The organism is Methylophilus glucosoxydans, assembly GCF_042676145.1.
Taxonomy (GTDB): Bacteria; Pseudomonadota; Gammaproteobacteria; order Burkholderiales; family Methylophilaceae; genus Methylophilus; species Methylophilus glucosoxydans.
Window position 1 is genome coordinate 1,749,802 of record NZ_JBHTJW010000002.1, and the last position, 17,132, is coordinate 1,766,933.

Annotated in this window: 16 protein-coding genes and 1 tRNA gene; 4 read left to right on the forward strand and 13 right to left on the reverse strand. The window is 52.9% G+C overall.

Features of this window, described 5'->3' with window-relative positions:
• Positions 1–90 precede the first annotated feature (90 nt).
• Positions 91–1,578: a malate dehydrogenase (quinone) gene (gene mqo / locus ACFQ1T_RS11000; RefSeq protein ID WP_379076535.1), complete on the forward strand. Its 1,488-nt coding sequence runs from the start codon at positions 91–93 to the stop codon at positions 1,576–1,578.
• Between the two features lie 141 nt (positions 1,579–1,719).
• Positions 1,720–3,468 carry an adenylyl cyclase gene (locus tag ACFQ1T_RS11005; protein ID WP_379076538.1) on the forward strand — a complete coding sequence of 583 codons (1,749 nt, stop codon included), beginning with the start codon at positions 1,720–1,722 and terminating at the stop codon, positions 3,466–3,468.
• Between the two features lie 47 nt (positions 3,469–3,515).
• Here ACFQ1T_RS11005 and ACFQ1T_RS11010 read toward each other — a convergent pair whose 3' ends face one another.
• The 3 genes from ACFQ1T_RS11010 to rnr all read right to left on the reverse strand — a co-directional run bounded on the left by ACFQ1T_RS11010 (position 3,516) and on the right by rnr (position 8,731).
• Positions 3,516–5,294, reverse strand: a complete 1,779-nt coding sequence (locus ACFQ1T_RS11010) for an ABC transporter ATP-binding protein (protein WP_379076541.1) — start codon at positions 5,292–5,294, stop codon at positions 3,516–3,518.
• Between the two features lie 18 nt (positions 5,295–5,312).
• A complete protein-coding gene (gene rlmB, locus ACFQ1T_RS11015; RefSeq protein WP_194746855.1) occupies positions 5,313–6,065 on the reverse strand; it encodes a 23S rRNA (guanosine(2251)-2'-O)-methyltransferase RlmB in 753 nt (250 codons plus the stop codon).
• A 188-nt stretch (positions 6,066–6,253) separates the two neighbouring features.
• Complete coding sequence (rnr, locus tag ACFQ1T_RS11020) at positions 6,254–8,731, reverse strand: ribonuclease R (RefSeq protein WP_379076546.1); 2,478 nt, start codon at positions 8,729–8,731, stop codon at positions 6,254–6,256.
• A 35-nt stretch (positions 8,732–8,766) separates the two neighbouring features.
• Here rnr and ACFQ1T_RS11025 point away from each other — a divergent pair.
• A tRNA-Leu gene (locus ACFQ1T_RS11025) sits at positions 8,767–8,851 on the forward strand.
• 147 nt (positions 8,852–8,998) lie between these two features.
• Here ACFQ1T_RS11025 and ACFQ1T_RS11030 read toward each other — a convergent pair.
• From ACFQ1T_RS11030 to pabC, 9 genes are all read right to left on the reverse strand, one after another.
• Entirely contained in the window at positions 8,999–9,586 is a 588-nt protein-coding gene (locus tag ACFQ1T_RS11030) for a hypothetical protein (RefSeq protein ID WP_313988986.1), read from the reverse strand.
• A 159-nt stretch (positions 9,587–9,745) separates the two neighbouring features.
• Complete coding sequence (locus ACFQ1T_RS11035) at positions 9,746–10,114, reverse strand: hypothetical protein (protein ID WP_194746858.1); 369 nt, start codon at positions 10,112–10,114, stop codon at positions 9,746–9,748.
• 137 nt (positions 10,115–10,251) lie between these two features.
• On the reverse strand, positions 10,252–11,016 hold the full coding sequence (locus ACFQ1T_RS11040; protein ID WP_379076550.1) for an MBL fold metallo-hydrolase: 765 nt from the start codon (positions 11,014–11,016) through the stop codon (positions 10,252–10,254).
• On the reverse strand, positions 11,007–11,783 hold the full coding sequence (locus tag ACFQ1T_RS11045; RefSeq protein ID WP_379076553.1) for a TatD family hydrolase: 777 nt from the start codon (positions 11,781–11,783) through the stop codon (positions 11,007–11,009). Before ACFQ1T_RS11045 ends, ACFQ1T_RS11040 begins: the two co-directional genes overlap by 10 nt.
• A 25-nt stretch (positions 11,784–11,808) precedes the next feature.
• On the reverse strand, positions 11,809–12,171 hold the full coding sequence (locus tag ACFQ1T_RS11050; protein ID WP_275355029.1) for a PilZ domain-containing protein: 363 nt from the start codon (positions 12,169–12,171) through the stop codon (positions 11,809–11,811).
• Positions 12,172–12,295: 124 nt separating this feature from the next.
• Positions 12,296–13,306 carry a DNA polymerase III subunit delta' gene (holB, locus tag ACFQ1T_RS11055; protein ID WP_379076556.1) on the reverse strand — a complete coding sequence of 337 codons (1,011 nt, stop codon included), beginning with the start codon at positions 13,304–13,306 and terminating at the stop codon, positions 12,296–12,298.
• Positions 13,300–13,905: a dTMP kinase gene (tmk, locus tag ACFQ1T_RS11060; protein WP_379076559.1), complete on the reverse strand. Its 606-nt coding sequence runs from the start codon at positions 13,903–13,905 to the stop codon at positions 13,300–13,302. The genes holB and tmk overlap by 7 nt, the downstream gene beginning before the upstream one ends.
• Before the next feature lie 29 nt (positions 13,906–13,934).
• Positions 13,935–14,939 (reverse strand): endolytic transglycosylase MltG, encoded by a 1,005-nt coding sequence (gene mltG / locus ACFQ1T_RS11065; protein WP_379076562.1) that lies wholly within the window; start codon positions 14,937–14,939, stop codon positions 13,935–13,937.
• The gene (gene pabC, locus ACFQ1T_RS11070) at positions 14,926–15,765 is read right to left on the reverse strand and encodes an aminodeoxychorismate lyase (protein WP_379076565.1); all 840 of its coding nucleotides are present in this window, start codon (positions 15,763–15,765) and stop codon (positions 14,926–14,928) included. Before pabC ends, mltG begins: the two co-directional genes overlap by 14 nt.
• A gap of 211 nt (positions 15,766–15,976) precedes the next feature.
• Between pabC and ACFQ1T_RS11075 the strand changes: the two genes are divergently transcribed.
• Entirely contained in the window at positions 15,977–16,417 is a 441-nt protein-coding gene (locus ACFQ1T_RS11075) for a hypothetical protein (protein ID WP_379076569.1), read from the forward strand.
• A 108-nt stretch (positions 16,418–16,525) separates the two neighbouring features.
• Here the strand turns inward: ACFQ1T_RS11075 and ACFQ1T_RS11080 are convergent, their stop codons facing one another.
• Positions 16,526–17,020, reverse strand: a complete 495-nt coding sequence (locus tag ACFQ1T_RS11080) for an aminoacyl-tRNA deacylase (protein ID WP_379076572.1) — start codon at positions 17,018–17,020, stop codon at positions 16,526–16,528.
• Between the last annotated feature and the right edge of the window lie 112 nt (positions 17,021–17,132).

Here is a 17,132-nt window from a genome sequence, read left to right on the forward strand (position 1 = left end):
TGATACGCGTGGTTTTTCGATTTATAATGCGCGGCGTCAATATAATTTGCGCCCAATCTGCAGGCGCGACAATGAGGGGACACTCGCACCATGGCAACAACAGACATCGATGTCGTGCTGGTTGGCGGCGGCATTATGAGCGCAACGCTGGCGTCTCTATTGCATAGACTCGACCCGACCTTAAGCATATGCATGGTGGAGCAACTCGAAGACGTTGCGCTTGAAAGTTCTGATGCACTGAATAATGCAGGCACTGGCCATGCGGGGTATTGTGAGCTCAACTACACCCCCAAAAACCGGCAGGGAGACATTCAGATTCGGCGCGCGCTGGAGATCAACGCCGCCTTTGAGGTGTCTCTGCAATATTGGTCTACCCTGACAAAAGAAGGGGCACTGCAAGCGGCAGCATTTATCCAGCGCGTCCCGCACCTGAGTGCGGTTTGGGGTGCTGAAGACGGTGCTTTTTTGCGTCAGCGATTTGAGTTATTACAAGCGCATCCTTTATTCGCCGAGATGCAGTGGAGCAACCAGCCGGAAACCCTGAACGAGTGGATGCCCCTGATGATGCGTGGCCGTGAAAGCGGCGCGCACATGTCTGCCACACGCGTCGCCCATGGCTCGGATGTCAATTTTGGCGCACTGACAAGGCAGTTGGTGTCTCACCTCAAGACGCAAGCCAACTTTACCTTGCTCACCCAATCCCGCGTGACCAAGCTCAAGCAAGTGAACAAGCGCGAAAAACATCCCTGGCAAGTTCAAGTGCAGGATCTGGTCACCGGTAAAAAACAAACTCTGGAGGCCCAGTTTGTGTTTTTAGGTGCCGGCGGCGGCGCCTTGCCCTTGTTGCAGCAGTCGGGGATCCCTGAAGCGAATGGCTATGGTGGTTTTCCGGTCAGTGGCCAATGGTTGATTTGTAATGAACCCTCGCTGATCAACACTCATCATGCCAAGGTTTACAGCCAGGCTGCGGTCGGCGCACCACCCATGTCGGTGCCGCATCTGGATACGCGCATGATACAAGGCAAGCCTGCCCTGCTATTTGGGCCCTATGCCGGATTCACCACGCGCTTTCTCAAGCAAGGCTCGCGTTTCGACCTGGCCAAATCTGTCAAAGTCAGAAACATCAAGAGCCTGCTCGGTGCGGGCCGACACAATCTGGACCTGACCAAATACCTGATCAAGGAAGTGTTTCAAACGCATGAGCAGCGCATGTCTGCCTTGCGCGTATTTCTGCCTGCGGCCGATAGCCAGCACTGGCAATTGGCGCATGCCGGGCAGCGGGTACAAATCATCAAGCGCTGCCATCAGCATTGGGGCAAACTCGAATTTGGCACTGAGATTGTGGCAAGCGCCGATGGCAGCCTGGCGGCCTTGCTCGGCGCTTCGCCCGGCGCATCGGTGAGCGTCCAGGCCATGCTGGATGTATTACAGCGCTGTTTTGCCAAACGCATGCAAAGCGAGGGCTGGCAAGAGACGCTCAAGTCCATGATTCCCTCCTATGGCGAATCATTGATTGACGATGCGCAACTGCTGGCACGTGTGCGTAGCGAAACCTTGAGTACCTTGCAACTGGGTTAGTTTGCTGAACTAGCTCAGCAGGTCTGGCAACCCGGGATCGCACCACCCATTGCTGACGGCCATGCAAGCCAACAAAATTTGAATTTTCTGGACAATAGCGTGGTCCTGACTAGAGGACTTGTAAGAGAAAGCGAACTGTTTATGTATTCCGGGATTGCCGACAAAACACTGTTTACCCTATTTGGCGCGGGCCTCACCGCTTTGTTTTTAGCCGGATGCCAGGCGGATGCCCATAAAGTACAAGCCAGTGCCCCCGACTTTGGCGAGAACGTGTTTGTACTCGACCCACAAATGCCGGCGGAAGAAGTACAGACCAGGCTGGATGCCCTGTTCAAACAACAAGAAAGTAACCAGTTTGGGCCTGAACGCTATGCGGTATTGTTCAAACCGGGCGTCTACCATAACAAGATCAAGCTGGGCTTTTATACCCAGCTCATGGGTCTGGGCCGCTACCCTGATGACGTCATGTTGCAGGGCGGGATTGAGGTCAAGGCCACCTGGCACGAAGAAGATGCCACACAAAATTTCTGGCGTAGCGTAGAGAACCTGTCGGTGACGCCGGATAATGGCACCATGCAATGGGCGGTGTCGCAAGCTTCACCGCTACGCCGTCTGCATGTGCGTGGCAATATGTTGCTGGATGATAATGGCGGCTGGTCCAGTGGTGGCTTTATCGCCGACAGCCTGATTGACCAGCAAGTCAATTCGGGCACCCAGCAGCAATGGTTAACCAGAAACAGCAACATTGGCAGCTGGACCAATGCCAACTGGAATATGGTCTTTGTTGGCGTCAAGCATGCCCCGGATGCGTCGCATTGGCCTAACCCACCCTATACCGACGTCCCGCAAACGCCTATCGTCCGCGAGAAGCCGTTTTTGACAGTGACCGCGGCTGGTGAATACCAGGTTTACGTCCCTCCCTTGCGTCAACAGACGCAAGGCATCAGTTGGCAAGACGCCCACCTGAACGGCACGACGATTCCCTTGAGCCGTTTTTATATTGCCAAAGCGGCAACAGATAACGCTGACAGCCTGAATGCGGCGCTTGCCAAAGGCCTGCATCTGTTGCTGACGCCGGGCATTTACCCGCTAGACAAAGCCCTCAACATTTCGCACGCCAATACCGTGGTGCTCGGCTTAGGCATCGCCACCCTGCTGCCGACCCATGGCAACCCCGCCATGCAAGTGCAAGATGTCGATGGCGTGATCCTGGGCGGCCTGCTGTTTGATGCAGGTGAGAAAAACAGTGAGGTGTTATTGCAAGTTGGCCAAAGCAAAACCGCCACTTCGCATGCCCAAAACCCGATCAGCCTGCATGATGTGTTTTTCCGGGTAGGCGGCGCCAGCGTGGGCAATGCCACGCATAGCGTCATCATCAATAGCAATCACGTGATTGGCGATAACTTGTGGGTATGGCGCGGCGACCATGGCAACGGCATCGGCTGGTCTACGAATAAAACCAAGCATGGCATCGTGGTGAACGGGGATGATGTCACCATGTATGGCTTGTTTGTCGAGCACTTCCACGACTACCAAACCGTGTGGAATGGCGAAAATGGCGCCGTGTACTTTTACCAGAGTGAAGCGCCCTATGATGTCCCCAACCAGGCCAGTTGGATGAATGGCAGCAGCAACGGCTTTGCCTCTTACAAGGTGGCTGATCACGTCACACAGCACAGGGCTATCGGCATGGGCGTGTACTGCTTTTTTAATGACAACCCGGAAGTCAAACTGAGTAGCGCGATTGAGGCACCGTTGGGTGAACATATCCAGTTTGAGCGCATGACCAGCGTTTCGCTGGGCGGGACGGGCGAAATCACACATGTGCTCAACACCAGCGGCGACGCTGCCAAACCAGGCAGTGAAGTGTCTCGACTGTTGAAGCCTTAACGTACTACCTTGTGAGCGCCTGCATTTAGCTGCAGGCGGCTCAAATCTTAGCTGGCCTGCTGGCCATACAAGCGTTGATAGACACTGCCGGCCTGCTGCACCAGCGTCTCATGCTGCCCTTCCTCAATGATGCGGCCACCATCAAACACCAGCACGCGGTCCGCCTCTTTCACGGCAGATAATCTGTGAGCAATGATGATGGTCGTGCGCCCACGCAAAAAAGTGCGCATTGCCTGATGCAGCAAAGCTTCTGTATGGGTATCCAGCATGGAGGTCGCCTCATCCAAGATGACGATTTGCGGCTGTTTCAGCATCATGCGAGCAATCGCCAGCCGTTGACGCTGGCCACCGGACAAGCGCACTCCACTGCGTCCAAGCTGCGACGCCAGCCCTTGTGGCAAATCGCGCACAAATTGCGCCAGCTGCGCAATTTCAAGCGCCTGCCATAAGGCATCATCCGAATAAGCGGTCTCCAGACTCAGGTTTTGGCGCACGCTGTCATTAAACAACATGGGTTGTTGCAGCACCACGCCCAAGTGTGCGCGCACTTGTGCATAGCCCAACTGCTCAATCGGCTGGCCGTTGAATAAGATCTGGCCCTGAGTGGGGGCATATAAGCCCAACAACAGTTGCACCAGGGTGGACTTGCCCGCGCCTGAGACGCCAACCAGCGCCACTTGCTCACCCGGTGCAATATCCAGCGTCACGTCGGCCAGAATAGGATCGCCTTCGCCATAAGCAAAGGTCACGTTTTGCAGGCGGATTGCTGCAGGCGAGTGTGCATCCAGGGCTTGTACGGTGGCAGAATAATGGGGTTCTTCATCCGCCGCCAATACCTGGTTGATCCGACCCAGCGCCGCCTTGGCCGCGTAATAAGACACTTGTACCGACAACAGCTCTTGCACCGGGCCCATCATGAACCACAGGTAGCCAAACACGGCGATCATCTGGCCGACAGACAAGTTGGAAAACACCACCATCAACATGGCGACGGCACGAAAAATCTCAAAGCCAAATAAAAACACGCCGAATGACAAACGCGCCAAAGCATCAGACTTCCAGCCGGAAGCCGTGGCGGCGGCTCTAACTGCCTCTGCCGCCTGCTTGGCTTTATCCAGAAAGCGGCGGTCGCTATTGCTGGCCCGCAGTTGCTGCATCACTTCCAGCGTCTCGTTCACCGATTGCGACAAAACCTCAAAGGCGCCATTCTCACGCTGCTTCCAGGCTTTGACCTTTTTGCCCAAGACCATGGTCAGCGCGATAACAAACGGATTCAAGAACAGGATAATCAACGCCAGTTGCCAATGCATCCAGAGCAAGACAACAGCTACGCCAATCACGCTTAAGACGGCGACCAGCACTTTGGCGATGGTCTCGCCTAAAAACTTGTCCAGCGTCTCAATATCGGTGAGCAACCTGGCAGTGACTTGCCCTGCACCCAGGCTTTCATAGACTTGCATGCGTATCCTGCCCAGTTTATCCAGCAGCATTTGCCGTACCCCCAGCGTCACCTGTTTGGATAAGCCGACAAAAATACGGGTGGTCGCCACGCCGAGCAACACACTACTTAAGCGCAAGCTGATCGTGAACACCGTCACCACCACGATAATGGCAATCGGCCCCAGCCATTCGGCGGGGAGCAGCGCCGTCATTAATTTCGTGAGTTTGCCCGGTTGGTGCAGTAATACCTCATCCACCAGCAAGGGCATCAATAGCGGAATCGGCACCGCTACCATCGCCCCGCAAAAAGCCAGGCATTGCCCCAACCACAAACGGCGGTCCTGTTGGCGCAGTTGCTGCCACAAATCCTGCAAGCTTAGGGTCATGTGGATTGAGGTCTTTAGTTAGACGGCCAAGACGCGCTGACGGCGAATCTCGTATAGCGCAATGCCACTGGCCACACTCACATTCAGGCTTTGTACCGTGCCAAACATGGGGATGGTAATCAAGGCATCACACGTTTCCTCGGTCAATCGACGCATGCCATCGCCCTCAGCCCCCATCACCAGGGCGATAGGGCCTTGCAGCTTGGTATTATGTAGCGAGCCCGGCGCATCCATGGTGGTGCCAACAATAAACACCCCCGCTTCTTTCAGCTCGCGTAAGGTGCGCGCCAGATTGGTCACGGCAATAAATGGCACCGTTTCGGCCGCGCCACTGGCAACCTTACGCACCGTGCCATTCAGGCCAACAGAGCGGTCTTTGGGTGCAATAATCGCATGCACACCCATGGCATCGGCCACCCGCAAACAAGCCCCGAGGTTATGCGGATCTTGCACACCATCCAGCACCAGGAAGAACGGCGGTTCATCCAGATCAGACTCCAGCACATCGTGGATATCCTTGTAAGGCATGGGCGTTTCAATCACGCGCGCAATCACGCCCTGATGGCGGCCATGCGCACCGATAAAGCCATCCAGGCGCTGGCGATCCGCTTGAATCACGCGGATATTCTGCCCTTTAGCCATCTCGAGCAAATCACGCATCCGCGCGTCCACCCGGTCCTGGTCAATAATAATTTCCTGAATGCTGCTACCATGCTGACGCATGCGACTCAACACCGCATGAAAACCAAACAAAATGCGGGCTTCCGACATAATCACTCCTAAATTTTTGATCCCTTTTGCTTATGCTTAGGCAAAAGTGAAAATACGAATCGCGCAGAGGCAGCCACATTCACTGCCCCGTGCGCGACGAGATGCCCCAAGCAGGGCAATATTGCATTAACCGCTATTATCCCAGATTTTTCATAAAGCAATTTTTCAATCTGATTGAACGGCTGGGATTATCGGGCTTTCGCCTTGGGTTTGCCTTTATTTTTTTGCGCAGAATGGCGGCCCTTGTCTTTGGCTGAGCGGCTTCTGGCCGGAGCAGGTTTGCTCGCAGCGGGCTTTTCTGCGGCGCTGCGAGACGTGCTGGTGCCGGATCTGGTTGATTTTTTGGCTGGTTGTTTAGCCGTTTTGGGGGCTTCCCACACTGCGGGCACCGCCTTTTCAACCGGCTTGGCAGACCGTGTCTTTTTCATGCTGGACACGGCCAATGATTCAGTGACAGTACCATCTGTCGGATCAACCACGCCCTCTGACTTGCCGACAAGGGTAAAGTCAATACGCGTAGTTTCAAGATCCACACGCACTACCTTCACGGTTAAGCGGTCGCCTAAACGATAGCGCACGCCGGTGCGCTCCCCCACCATCTCATGACGGGCTTTGTCATGGATAAAATAGTCATTGCCCAGATCGGTGACATGCAGCAAGCCTTCCACATAAACTTCATCCAGCGCCACAAACAAACCAAAGCTGGTGACACCTGCCACTGTACCACTGAACACCTCGCCCACTTTATCCTGCATGTAAAAGCATTTGAGCCAGTTCGTCACATCGCGGGTTGCGTCGTCGGCACGGCGCTCGGTCATGGAACAGTGCACGCCAAGGTGATGCCAGTCTTTGGCCTGATATCGCTTACCTTCCACCACAGCCTTGATCGCTCTATGCACCAGCAAGTCAGGATAGCGGCGGATCGGCGAAGTGAAATGCGTATACGCCTCATACGCCAGACCAAAGTGGCCGACGTTATCCGGGCTGTACACCGCCTGCTGCATCGAGCGTAACAAGACTGTCTGTAATAACTGCGCATCCGGACGTTCTTTGATACGCTGCATGAGTTTGGCGTAGTCTTTGGCGTGCGGGCTCTCGCCCCCACCCACACCAAAACCAAATTCGCCCATAAACAGGCGTAAGGCCTCCAGTTTTTCTGGCGTCGGCCCTTCATGGATACGGAACAGGCAGGTCTGCTCGTTTTTGAGCAAAAAGTCAGCGGCACAGACGTTGGCCGCCAGCATGCACTCTTCAATCAGTTTATGCGCATCATTGCGCACCACCGGCACAATCTTGTCGATTTTGCCATTATCGTTAAACACCATCATGGTTTCAGTGGATTCAAACTCCACCGCACCGCGTTTTTCGCGTTGCGTGAGCATGAGTCTGAATACGCTATTCAAGTTCTGCAAATGCGGTAACAGCCAGGTATATTCCTCACTCAACGCAGCATCTTCGCCCTGCAATAAGGCAGCGACTTTGGTGTACGTCATGCGCGCTTTAGACTGCATCACCGAAGGGTAAAACTGGTATTGCTTGACCACGCCCTGCCCGTCCACTTGCATATCGCACACCATGCACAATCGCTCAACATCCGGGTTCAACGAACACAGCCCGTTAGACAAAGCCTCCGGCAACATCGGGATCACACGACGCGGAAAATACACCGAGTTACCGCGGTCAAACGCCTCTTTATCCAGCGCGTCCCCAGGCTGCACATAAAAGCTCACGTCCGCAATCGCCACCACCAGGCGCCAACCTTTGCCTTGCGGCTCAGCAAACACAGCATCGTCAAAGTCACGTGCGGTTTCACCATCAATCGTGATCAAAGCCAAATCACGCAAATCCTTGCGGCCTTTATAATCTTTGGCTTGTACGGTTTTAGGAAAGTCTTCTGCCTGCTTGAGCGCCGCAGGATTGAATTGATGCGGCAAATGATGCTTGCGCAAGGCAATCTCAATCTCCATGCCGCTATCCGCATAATTGCCCAAAATCTCGACAATTTTGCCCATGGGGTTAGAGTGCGAAGAAGGATATTCGGTTAACTCAACCGTCACCACCTGTCCCACTTGCGCATCCATATCCAGATGGTATGGAATCAGGATATCCTGGCTGATACGCTTGTCTTCAGCCGCAACGATGGTCACGCCCTGGGCGCGAATCACACGCCCCACCAGGGTCTTATTCGCCCGCTCAAGCACCTCAACCAGCTTGCCCTCAGGTCGACCTCTGCGATCCACCCCGGCCAACCGCACCATGGCGCGGTCGCCATGCATGACCAAGGTCATTTCCTTGGGGCCTAAAAAGATATCTTCAGGATTTTTGGTTTTATCATCGGGGACCAAGAACCCATAACCATCGGTATGTCCGAACACGGTCCCCGCAATCAAATGGATTTTATCCGGCAAACAAAACGCACCCTTGCGGTTACGCATCAACTGGCCATCGCGCTCCATCGCGCCCAACCGGCGGTTAAAAATGTCACGCTCATCATGGCTGATATCGAGCATCACATAAATCTGCTCAGCACTCAGGGGAATGCCCTGGTCTGACAACAACTGCAACACCAACTCGCGACTAGGCAGCGGTGTTTGGTATAACTCAGCTTCACGCTGGGCCTGCGGGTCATTTGCACGCAGGGATTTTTTAGTTTTTCTGGTTGACAATATTTATTCTTCCTTTAAAATGCACAGCTTCTTTAGCCCAGATGGCGAAATTGGTAGACGCGCTAGTTTCAGGTACTAGTGTTTAACGACGTGGAGGTTCGAGTCCTCTTCTGGGCACCATCAAGCAGCTTTCCAGCTGTGCCAAATTAGACTCCCAAGCAAACAATGTTTTTTGTGTATTACAAAGAATTTTCTTGGCTGTTTTTTGAATCAACATGTGGTCAGTTTAACACTCTTTGGTAATTGACTCTGTTTAAACTTCAAAACCTATATTCCTTTTTTTCTTCTATCAAAAATAACAATTAGAAAAACCGAAATTATCATAGCACCCCATGGGTAGGCCCATTTCATCACCCAAGGTGTCTCCTTAAAGCTGGGTAAAATTAGTCCTATGAGTAGGAAAAATGAAGACACGAACATTATTCCGCCCATCGCACTTGCCCTACCAGAGGTCATGGTGACTACCAAAAAAAAGCTTAAAACCAGCCAAGGAAATAAAATATAAATACTCTTTGTAAACCACTCAGGGAACGAATACCTTGTAGTTAAACTTGCCCCATCCACACCTACATAGCTTTTATAATTTACCTGAGAGTTAAACCCAGCTACTAGGCTTTTAAAGGATTCATTTAGCACCTTGTCATTTTCCTCCAAGTTTAGCTTTTCAGATAATGTTACTAATTGATCGAAAATTTTAACTTGCTTATCAAGCCTCTCCAGAGCAAAGTGCTGTGTATACGCTTCATATGCAAAGATTGCACTAATCAGAAGAAACAGCAAAACGAATGTAAATGTGAGTCGAGACCATGTGAAGTTAGTTAGTAGCCGTTCAAAGAAATCAATTAGACTGTTCATAATAATCATCCATCATTGATTATTTAATTGTCAAAAGTATAAGCAAAATTTAAGCGGCATGGCATTGCAACATAAACCTCGCATAATCATTACTTGTTAATGGAAAAATAAAAAAGCCCCGGTCTGCCGAGGCTTTTTTTAATCCAGCAACTGAATTGCCTAGCGATTATTAAAGAACCCAATATTCATCACTCTGTCATTCACAAAAGTGACTTCGGTTTCTTTGTACGTGTTCTTTTTGTCGTATTTGACCAGGTTTTTGTAGTACCACATCTCAACCTGTACAGGTTTTGAGCTGTCTTGTTGTTTGCCAATGCCTGCGATCATGCTGTTGGCGTTGGTGGGTTTGACGGATTGCTGTTTTTTAAAGGGTTGGCCGAGTTTTTCGAGCACCACTTTTTTGGATTTTCCGCTAAAGCCGTTGATAAAGTCGTTTTCATCGTAGGTTTTGCCTGCCAGTGCGCTGGTTGCAGCCAGAGCAAGTGTGGCGGTGACCAAGGCGGTCATAAGATGGGTGTATACCTTCATGTTTACTTCCTGTTATCCAAAATCAAATTGCTGAATTATTGTTTTGTGCAAGTATAACTGTTTATGTCTGGCTTTGGTTGACCTGGCTAATCGGCTAGTTGGCTTTAGGGCAAGATTTAAAGCCCTTGGTGCACCGTTTAAAAATCAAGTTGCATGCCGTCATAACCGACCTGGACATTGGCAGGCACCCTGGCTTGCAGGGCCTGGTATTCAAGCTCATGGGTCATATGAATGAGCACATTGCGCTTGGCGCCTATGCGCTCAATCAGGGCCAGTGATTGCTCAACGTTGACATGCGTGGGGTGCGGTTTTTCGCGCAGGCAATCTATGAGCAACAGGTCTACCCCTTGCAGCAAGGCATACGCGCTTTCCGGGATCTCGGAGACATCGGTCATGTAGACAAAGTTAGCGATACGGTAGGCGTAGATGCGGATTTTGCCGTGCATGATGGGGATGGGAATAATGTGCTGACCAGCCGCTTCAAACGGGCCCTCGATGGTATGTGCAGCCAAAACGGGTAAGTCCCAGTAGGTGGGGATGGGGTCACGCAGGGTGTAACCGAACTTTTCCTGAATATGGGTAACCGCCTCGGGATAACTGTAGAGCGGGATCTGGCAGCGGTTGATCTGGCAAAACGCGCGTAAATCATCAATGCCGTGCAGGTGATCTGCATGGGTGTGCGTGTACAGCACGGCATCCACCCTGCGCATCTGTTGGCGCAAAGCTTGCAGGCGCAGGTCTGGCGAGGTGTCTATGAGGATCACGCGGCCGTCATCCAGTGTGACCATACTGGAGCAACGTGTGCGCTTGTTGCGCGTATCGGTCGAGCTGCATGTGGCGCATTGGCAGCCGATCGCGGGCGTGCCTGCGCTGGAGCCTACGCCTAGTATGGTCAGTTGCATGGCTGGGCGTGCTTGAACAGTTTAAAAAAGTTAGCGGTGGTTGCGTCCATGATCTGCTGTAATGGCTGCTCGCGCAGGCGCGCAATTTCTTCTGCCACATGCCGCACATAAGCGGGCTGATTGGTTTTGCCACGGAATGGGATAGGTGCCAGATAGGGGGAGTCGGTTTCTACCAACATGGATGCCAGCGGCACCTTTTGCGCGACGTCTTTGAGCGCCTGGGCATTTTTAAAAGTCACGATGCCGGAAAACGAGATATAGAAACCCATGGCAATCGCGGCCTGGGCCACCTCCCAGCTTTCTGTAAAGCAGTGCATGACGCCCCCGACCTCGGCCGCGTCCTCCTCCTGCATAATCTTGATCGTATCCTCGGACGCATTACGGGTATGGATGATCAAGGGTTTACCCGTCTGCCTTGCCGCCCGGATATGCGTTCTGAAGCGCTCGCGCTGCCAGGACAAATCACCAGTTAAACGGAAGTAATCCAGTCCGGTTTCGCCAATCGCCACCACGTGTGGATGATTGGCCAGTTCAACCAGGCCTTGTACGGTAGGCTCGGTAATGTTTTCGTAATCAGGATGCACGCCGACTGAGGCATAAATGTTGGGATACTGCTCGGCAATGGCAAGTACTTCGGGGAATTTATCCAGCGTGACCGAGACGCACAAGGCATGCCCCACCTGGTTGCTGCGCATGCTCTCCAATACTTGATCCATGTTTTGGACCAGCTCGGGAAAATTCAGGTGGCAATGGGAATCTACTAACATATTCTTTCTGTCTGCGTGCTAATCACTAAATGGTATTCGACGGTCGGCTAGATTTGAGTGCGGCACCCAAGATAGATTCAATCCGTTTTTTGGCTTCGGCACCGCCATCTTTGTCACTAAACTGAATGCCTATGCCTTGCGGCTTGTTGTTGACCGCCTGCGGCGTGATCCAGATCACCTTACCTACCACTTTGAGCTTGTTTGGATCATTGAGCAAAGTGAGCAACATAAACACTTCTTCGCCCATTTTAAAAGACTTGCTGGTGGGGATAAACAAGCCCCCGCCTTTGACAAAAGGCATATACGCCGCAAACAGGGCGGCTTTTTCTCGAATCGCCAGCGACAACACACCAGGTTTTGCCGCTGCAGAAGGTTGCATCTCGGTCATGACATCAGCTCCAGAGTACGTGAGCGGTTAATGAAGGATACAGGGATAGTGACTACTTGAGCACAATACTGCGTTGCACGTTGTTGTTTCTAACACCGCGCGCCTTGCATCTGATCTCGCGCACTCACTTATTCGGTTTATCCTCAAATATTTTTTTGTATTGCAACAACAGCTGCTCCAACTGCAACTCCTGATTGAGCGGATGTTGTGCGGTCATTTTAAAACGATTTAGCTGTTGCTGAAACGCCAGCAGCCGCGATAACTGCACACGCCCGGCCAGCCCCTGCAAAGCAGCTGCCTCTGAGGGGTGGTAGCGCAAAGGTTGCTGATGGCAGGACAACCAAACGTCCAGCAACCACTTTTGCAGCACTTGTATCGCCGCTTCCATACCTTGCTTGATCAGCACCGGCACCGCAGCCACCACGTCCACCTCGGCACCGCGGCGTAAGTGCGGTTGAAACTGCTGATACCAGGCATACCAGTCCAGGTCGTCTTGCAGCACGGTAATGGGCGCCCCGCCACTGTAGTGCCAGAGCCATTCGGGTTGAGCAATGCCTTGTAACTGCATCCATTGCAAGCCTTGTGATTCACTGGGCACCGGCATCTCCACCTGCATGCAGCGGCTCAGGATGGTCGGCAGCAACGCTTGTCTTTGATGTGAGACCAGCAAAAACTGCGTGCGTTGCGGCGGTTCTTCCAGCAACTTGAGCAAGGCATTGGACGCCGCGACATTCATGGCTTCCAGCGGGTGAATCAACACCACGCGCATGCCTTCAACACGGTGACTGCTCAGCGATAAATAATCATGCAAGGCGCGAATCTGGTCGATGAGGATTTGCTGCCGCTTGCGGGTTTTCTTTTTGCTGCCCTCAGCGCTGTCTTCATCTTCTGGCGTGATCTCCCTAAAATCAGGATGCGCGCCTTCGGATAACCAGTGACAGGACTGACACTGACCGCAAGCATGGCCGTGTTCAGGCTGCAAGCACAGCAAGGCAGCGGCCATCGCGCGCGCAAAAGCCAGTTTGCCGATGCCAGTTTTGCCATGCAACAACAGCGCATGGTGGCGTGACTGGCCTGCTTGCATCCATTGTGCAAATAACGTGGCCTGCCATGGGTACTCTTGGGTAATCAACATTGGAGGATGATTTCTGCAACACTCTGCTGCACGTCAAGCAGGGGGCGATTGGCATCTATGACTCTGAAGCGTTGCGGATATTGGGCAGCCCGCGCCAGATATTGCGCGCGCAGCAGCTCAAAAAACGCCGAGCCCTGCGCTTCAAATTTATCCGGGGTGCGTGCGCCCGCCAACCGTTGCAGACTCACCTCTACCGGCACATCAAACAGCAAGGTCAGGTCTGGTTGCAAATCGCCCTGCACCCACTGCTCAAGCTGCTGCATTTTTTCCATGGCCAGGCCACGTGCGCCACATTGATACGCATAAGAAGCATCGGTAAAACGGTCTGACAGCACAATCGCGTCACGCTGCAAGGCGGGCAGAATGACTTGCTGCAAATGCTCGGCGCGCGCAGCAAACATCAGCAGCGACTCTGTCTCCACATGCATCTCACGGTGCAAGAGCAAGGCACGCAGCTCTTCGCCCAAAGGCGTGCCACCGGGTTCGCGCGTAGACACCACTTCTCTGCCGGTCGCTTGCAGCAACTCAAGAATAGTGGGGATATGCGTACTTTTACCCGCACCATCCATGCCTTCCAGCGTAATAAACAACCCTGCCATGTCCCGATTTCCCTTTAACTTTACGACAACTATTTTTTTAACTGGTACGCCCGCACCGCCTGGTTATGCGCTTCGAGTGTCGCGGTAAACACATGCCTGCCCTGGCCGTTGGCAACAAAATACAAGGCGTTGGTATTGGCCGGATGCAATGCCGCCTGAATCGAGGCCAGGCCAGGCAAAGCAATCGGTGTCGGCGGCAAGCCGCTGCGCGTATAGGTGTTATACGGCGTATCCGCCAGCAAGTCTTTTTTGCTGATATTGCCACGGTAACGCGTGCCCATGCCATAAATCACGGTGGGGTCAGTTTGCAGGCGCATGCCTTTGCGCAGGCGGTTCACAAACACACCGGCAATCTGCGGCCGTTCTTCTTCCACACCGGTTTCTTTCTCTACAATCGAGGCCATAATCAAGGCCTCATACATGGTGCGGTAAGGCAGGCCCGATGCGCGTTGTTCCCACGCCTGATTCAAGTGCTGCACCATTTTTTGATAAGCGCGCTTATACAAATCTAGGTCACTGCTTTGCGCATCCAGAAAATACGTATCCGGGAAAAACCAGCCTTCGGGGGCATCGTTCTGGCCACTCACCTGCTGCATCAGTTCCTGGTCGGACAACATGAGCGTGTCGTGGCGGATACCCGGCATTTGCGCCAGCTTTTGCCTGAAGTCGGCAAAGGTTTTACCCTCGGTCAATTGCAGTTTGAACTGGTCAAACGTGCCATGCTTGAGCACATCAATGAGGCCCATCACTTGCAAGGGCGTATTAAAGGCATAATCGCCCGCCTGCAACTTGTTGGCACTGCCCGTGAGTTTCACCACCAGCAAAAAACTGTAAGGCTCGGTGAGCACGCCTGAAGCCACCAACTGGTCGGCAATCGCACGCACACTGGCCCCGGCCGGAATTTGCATGCCTATGGTTTCTGAGGCCATGGGCAGCGGGCGGATCAAAAAGATCACGATCCAGATGGCTAATGCCAGTGTCGTCAGGCCCAACAAGGCCAGACTGTATTGAAAAAAACGTTTAATGAACAACATAATGCAACTGGGTTCTAAGGGTGTGTGCCCAATCATTGTGTGCCAATGGCTGCGCATCAAGCTGCGTCACCTGTAACACGCCATAGACACTGTTGGTGATAATCACGGCATCGGCAGTGAGCACATCTTGTACGGTCAACCGGGTCAAGCTGACCGGCTGGCCTTGCGTTTTATACCAGTCCAGAATTTTTTGCCGCATGACCCCGGCCACGCCACACTGGTCCAATATCGGGGTCATGACCTGCCCGGCCTTGCGAATGAAAAGATTACCGCTTACCGCTTCGACCACCTGATCCTGGTAATCCAGCATCAAGCCGTCAAAAAAGCGGGGGTCTTTCAGTTCGGCCCGGGCCAAGACATTTTCTAGTCGGTTTAAGTGCTTGATGCCCGCTAACAATGGCTGACTGGCCAGTCGGGTCTGGCACTGATAGAGCGCGACCCCCTGGGTGTATATGGCCTCAGGATAGACTGGCAAAGGGCTCCAGACAAACACGCGGGTTGGTTCGGCAATGGCGGGGGGCGCATAGCCGCGGGCACCATCGCCACGCGTAATGATGATTTTGACTACGCCGGATAATTTGGTCTCATCCTCACCGGCAGACATCAGGCTTTTGAATTCTTGCATCAGCAATTCAGCCGACGGACAGACCATCAGGATTTTGCTGCAATCCGCAACTAGGGTTTGATAATGCAGGGGCCAGTCTTGCAGTTCACCATCGAGCAGGCGCATGGTGCGAAAAACGCCATCGCCATAAGCAAAACCGCGGTTGGTCGGACTCACGCCGCTCACCAGTCTCCCATTTACGCAGTAACGCACCAAACTCATGTTTCGCCATTAAATATCTGTGTTTCTAACAAGGCTGAACCTTACCATAAATCTGCAGGCACTGACGGGTGGCCGGCCCAAAATGCAGGCCAGCACACTTGAAAAATGCGGCAAATTAAAAGAATTAAAGGGTGTTCTAAAGTTTTTTTCTGGCATGCCGTTAACAAGATACGCGGTAATGTGAGCGAAATAATGATTAAGGGCTTCGATCATGTCTATTTCAAGTATACAAAACAGCAATGTGTCGTCGTTATTGAACAAGGCTTACAACACGGATAACAGTGCTGCGACCGGCAAGGTGCAAACCACAGACAGCAAACAGGCTGAGACGCCGCAAACCGCGGCAGAAGCCGCTGTTGAAAGCGCCAAAGTGATTCTTGGGGGCCAACAGGCGCCACAAACCTACACAGCGCAAGGCTTGATGCAACAATTACGCCAGTACCAGCTCGACAACGCTACAGTAATGTTTGGTGACAACAGCGACGACGCCAATCAGGATGCACTGCCTGGTATGCTTGGCAATAACGCTGAGGAGTCAGACAGCAGCAGTCAGGACTGGGCTAGCACCATCAGCAAGAACCCAGGTCAGGCAGCCGTGATGGTCGAGCGCAGTAAAAGTAACTCCCTGAATACGATCTTCAACAACAAATAAGTCGGCAAGCCGCTCAGCCTGACTGACGACTGGACTCACCACGCAGTGGGCGAGTCTTAACATCCCTGCGACGCCAGGCACTTAATGCTGTGCGCTTCTAAGCTGAAGTTAAACCTTCACAAACTGCCCAACCGGGTATGCGCTCAACAAGGCTTGCAAATCACTGCCACTCAGCGCCAGTGCATAGCCCAGCACACCACTGCCAATCACCACCCGATCGTAACTCAACACGCTTTGGTCAACCAGCACGCGCAAGCCAGCGGGCAAAGCAATCGGCGGCACTGCACCAACCACATAGCCGGTGGCCTCAGGCACTTCGTCATATTCTGCCATACGGCACTTACGCTCACTCAAGTGCGCGCGCAACAAGGCCCAATCAGCACGGCCAGCCCCCGTCACCGCGAGCAGACTAAAGCCAGTATGCTCCCCTTTAAACACGACACTACGCACGACCGATTGTGGATCCAGGCCTTGTGCTGTTAGCAGCTCTTCTAGGCTGCGAATCGGTTTTTTGTCTTCGCTGAGCGGGATTTCGATGACCTCGAACGCGATGTGTTGCTGCTCGAGCAAACGGGTTACCGGGGAATCTAAAGTTACACGCATGGCTATTCCTTCAATATAACAAACTACATTAAATTCAACATTTAAATGCGCGGGTGCTTCTATCAATGCAAGTTGCTAAGTCAGACAAGACGCGACTAAAAAGTTTTGACGT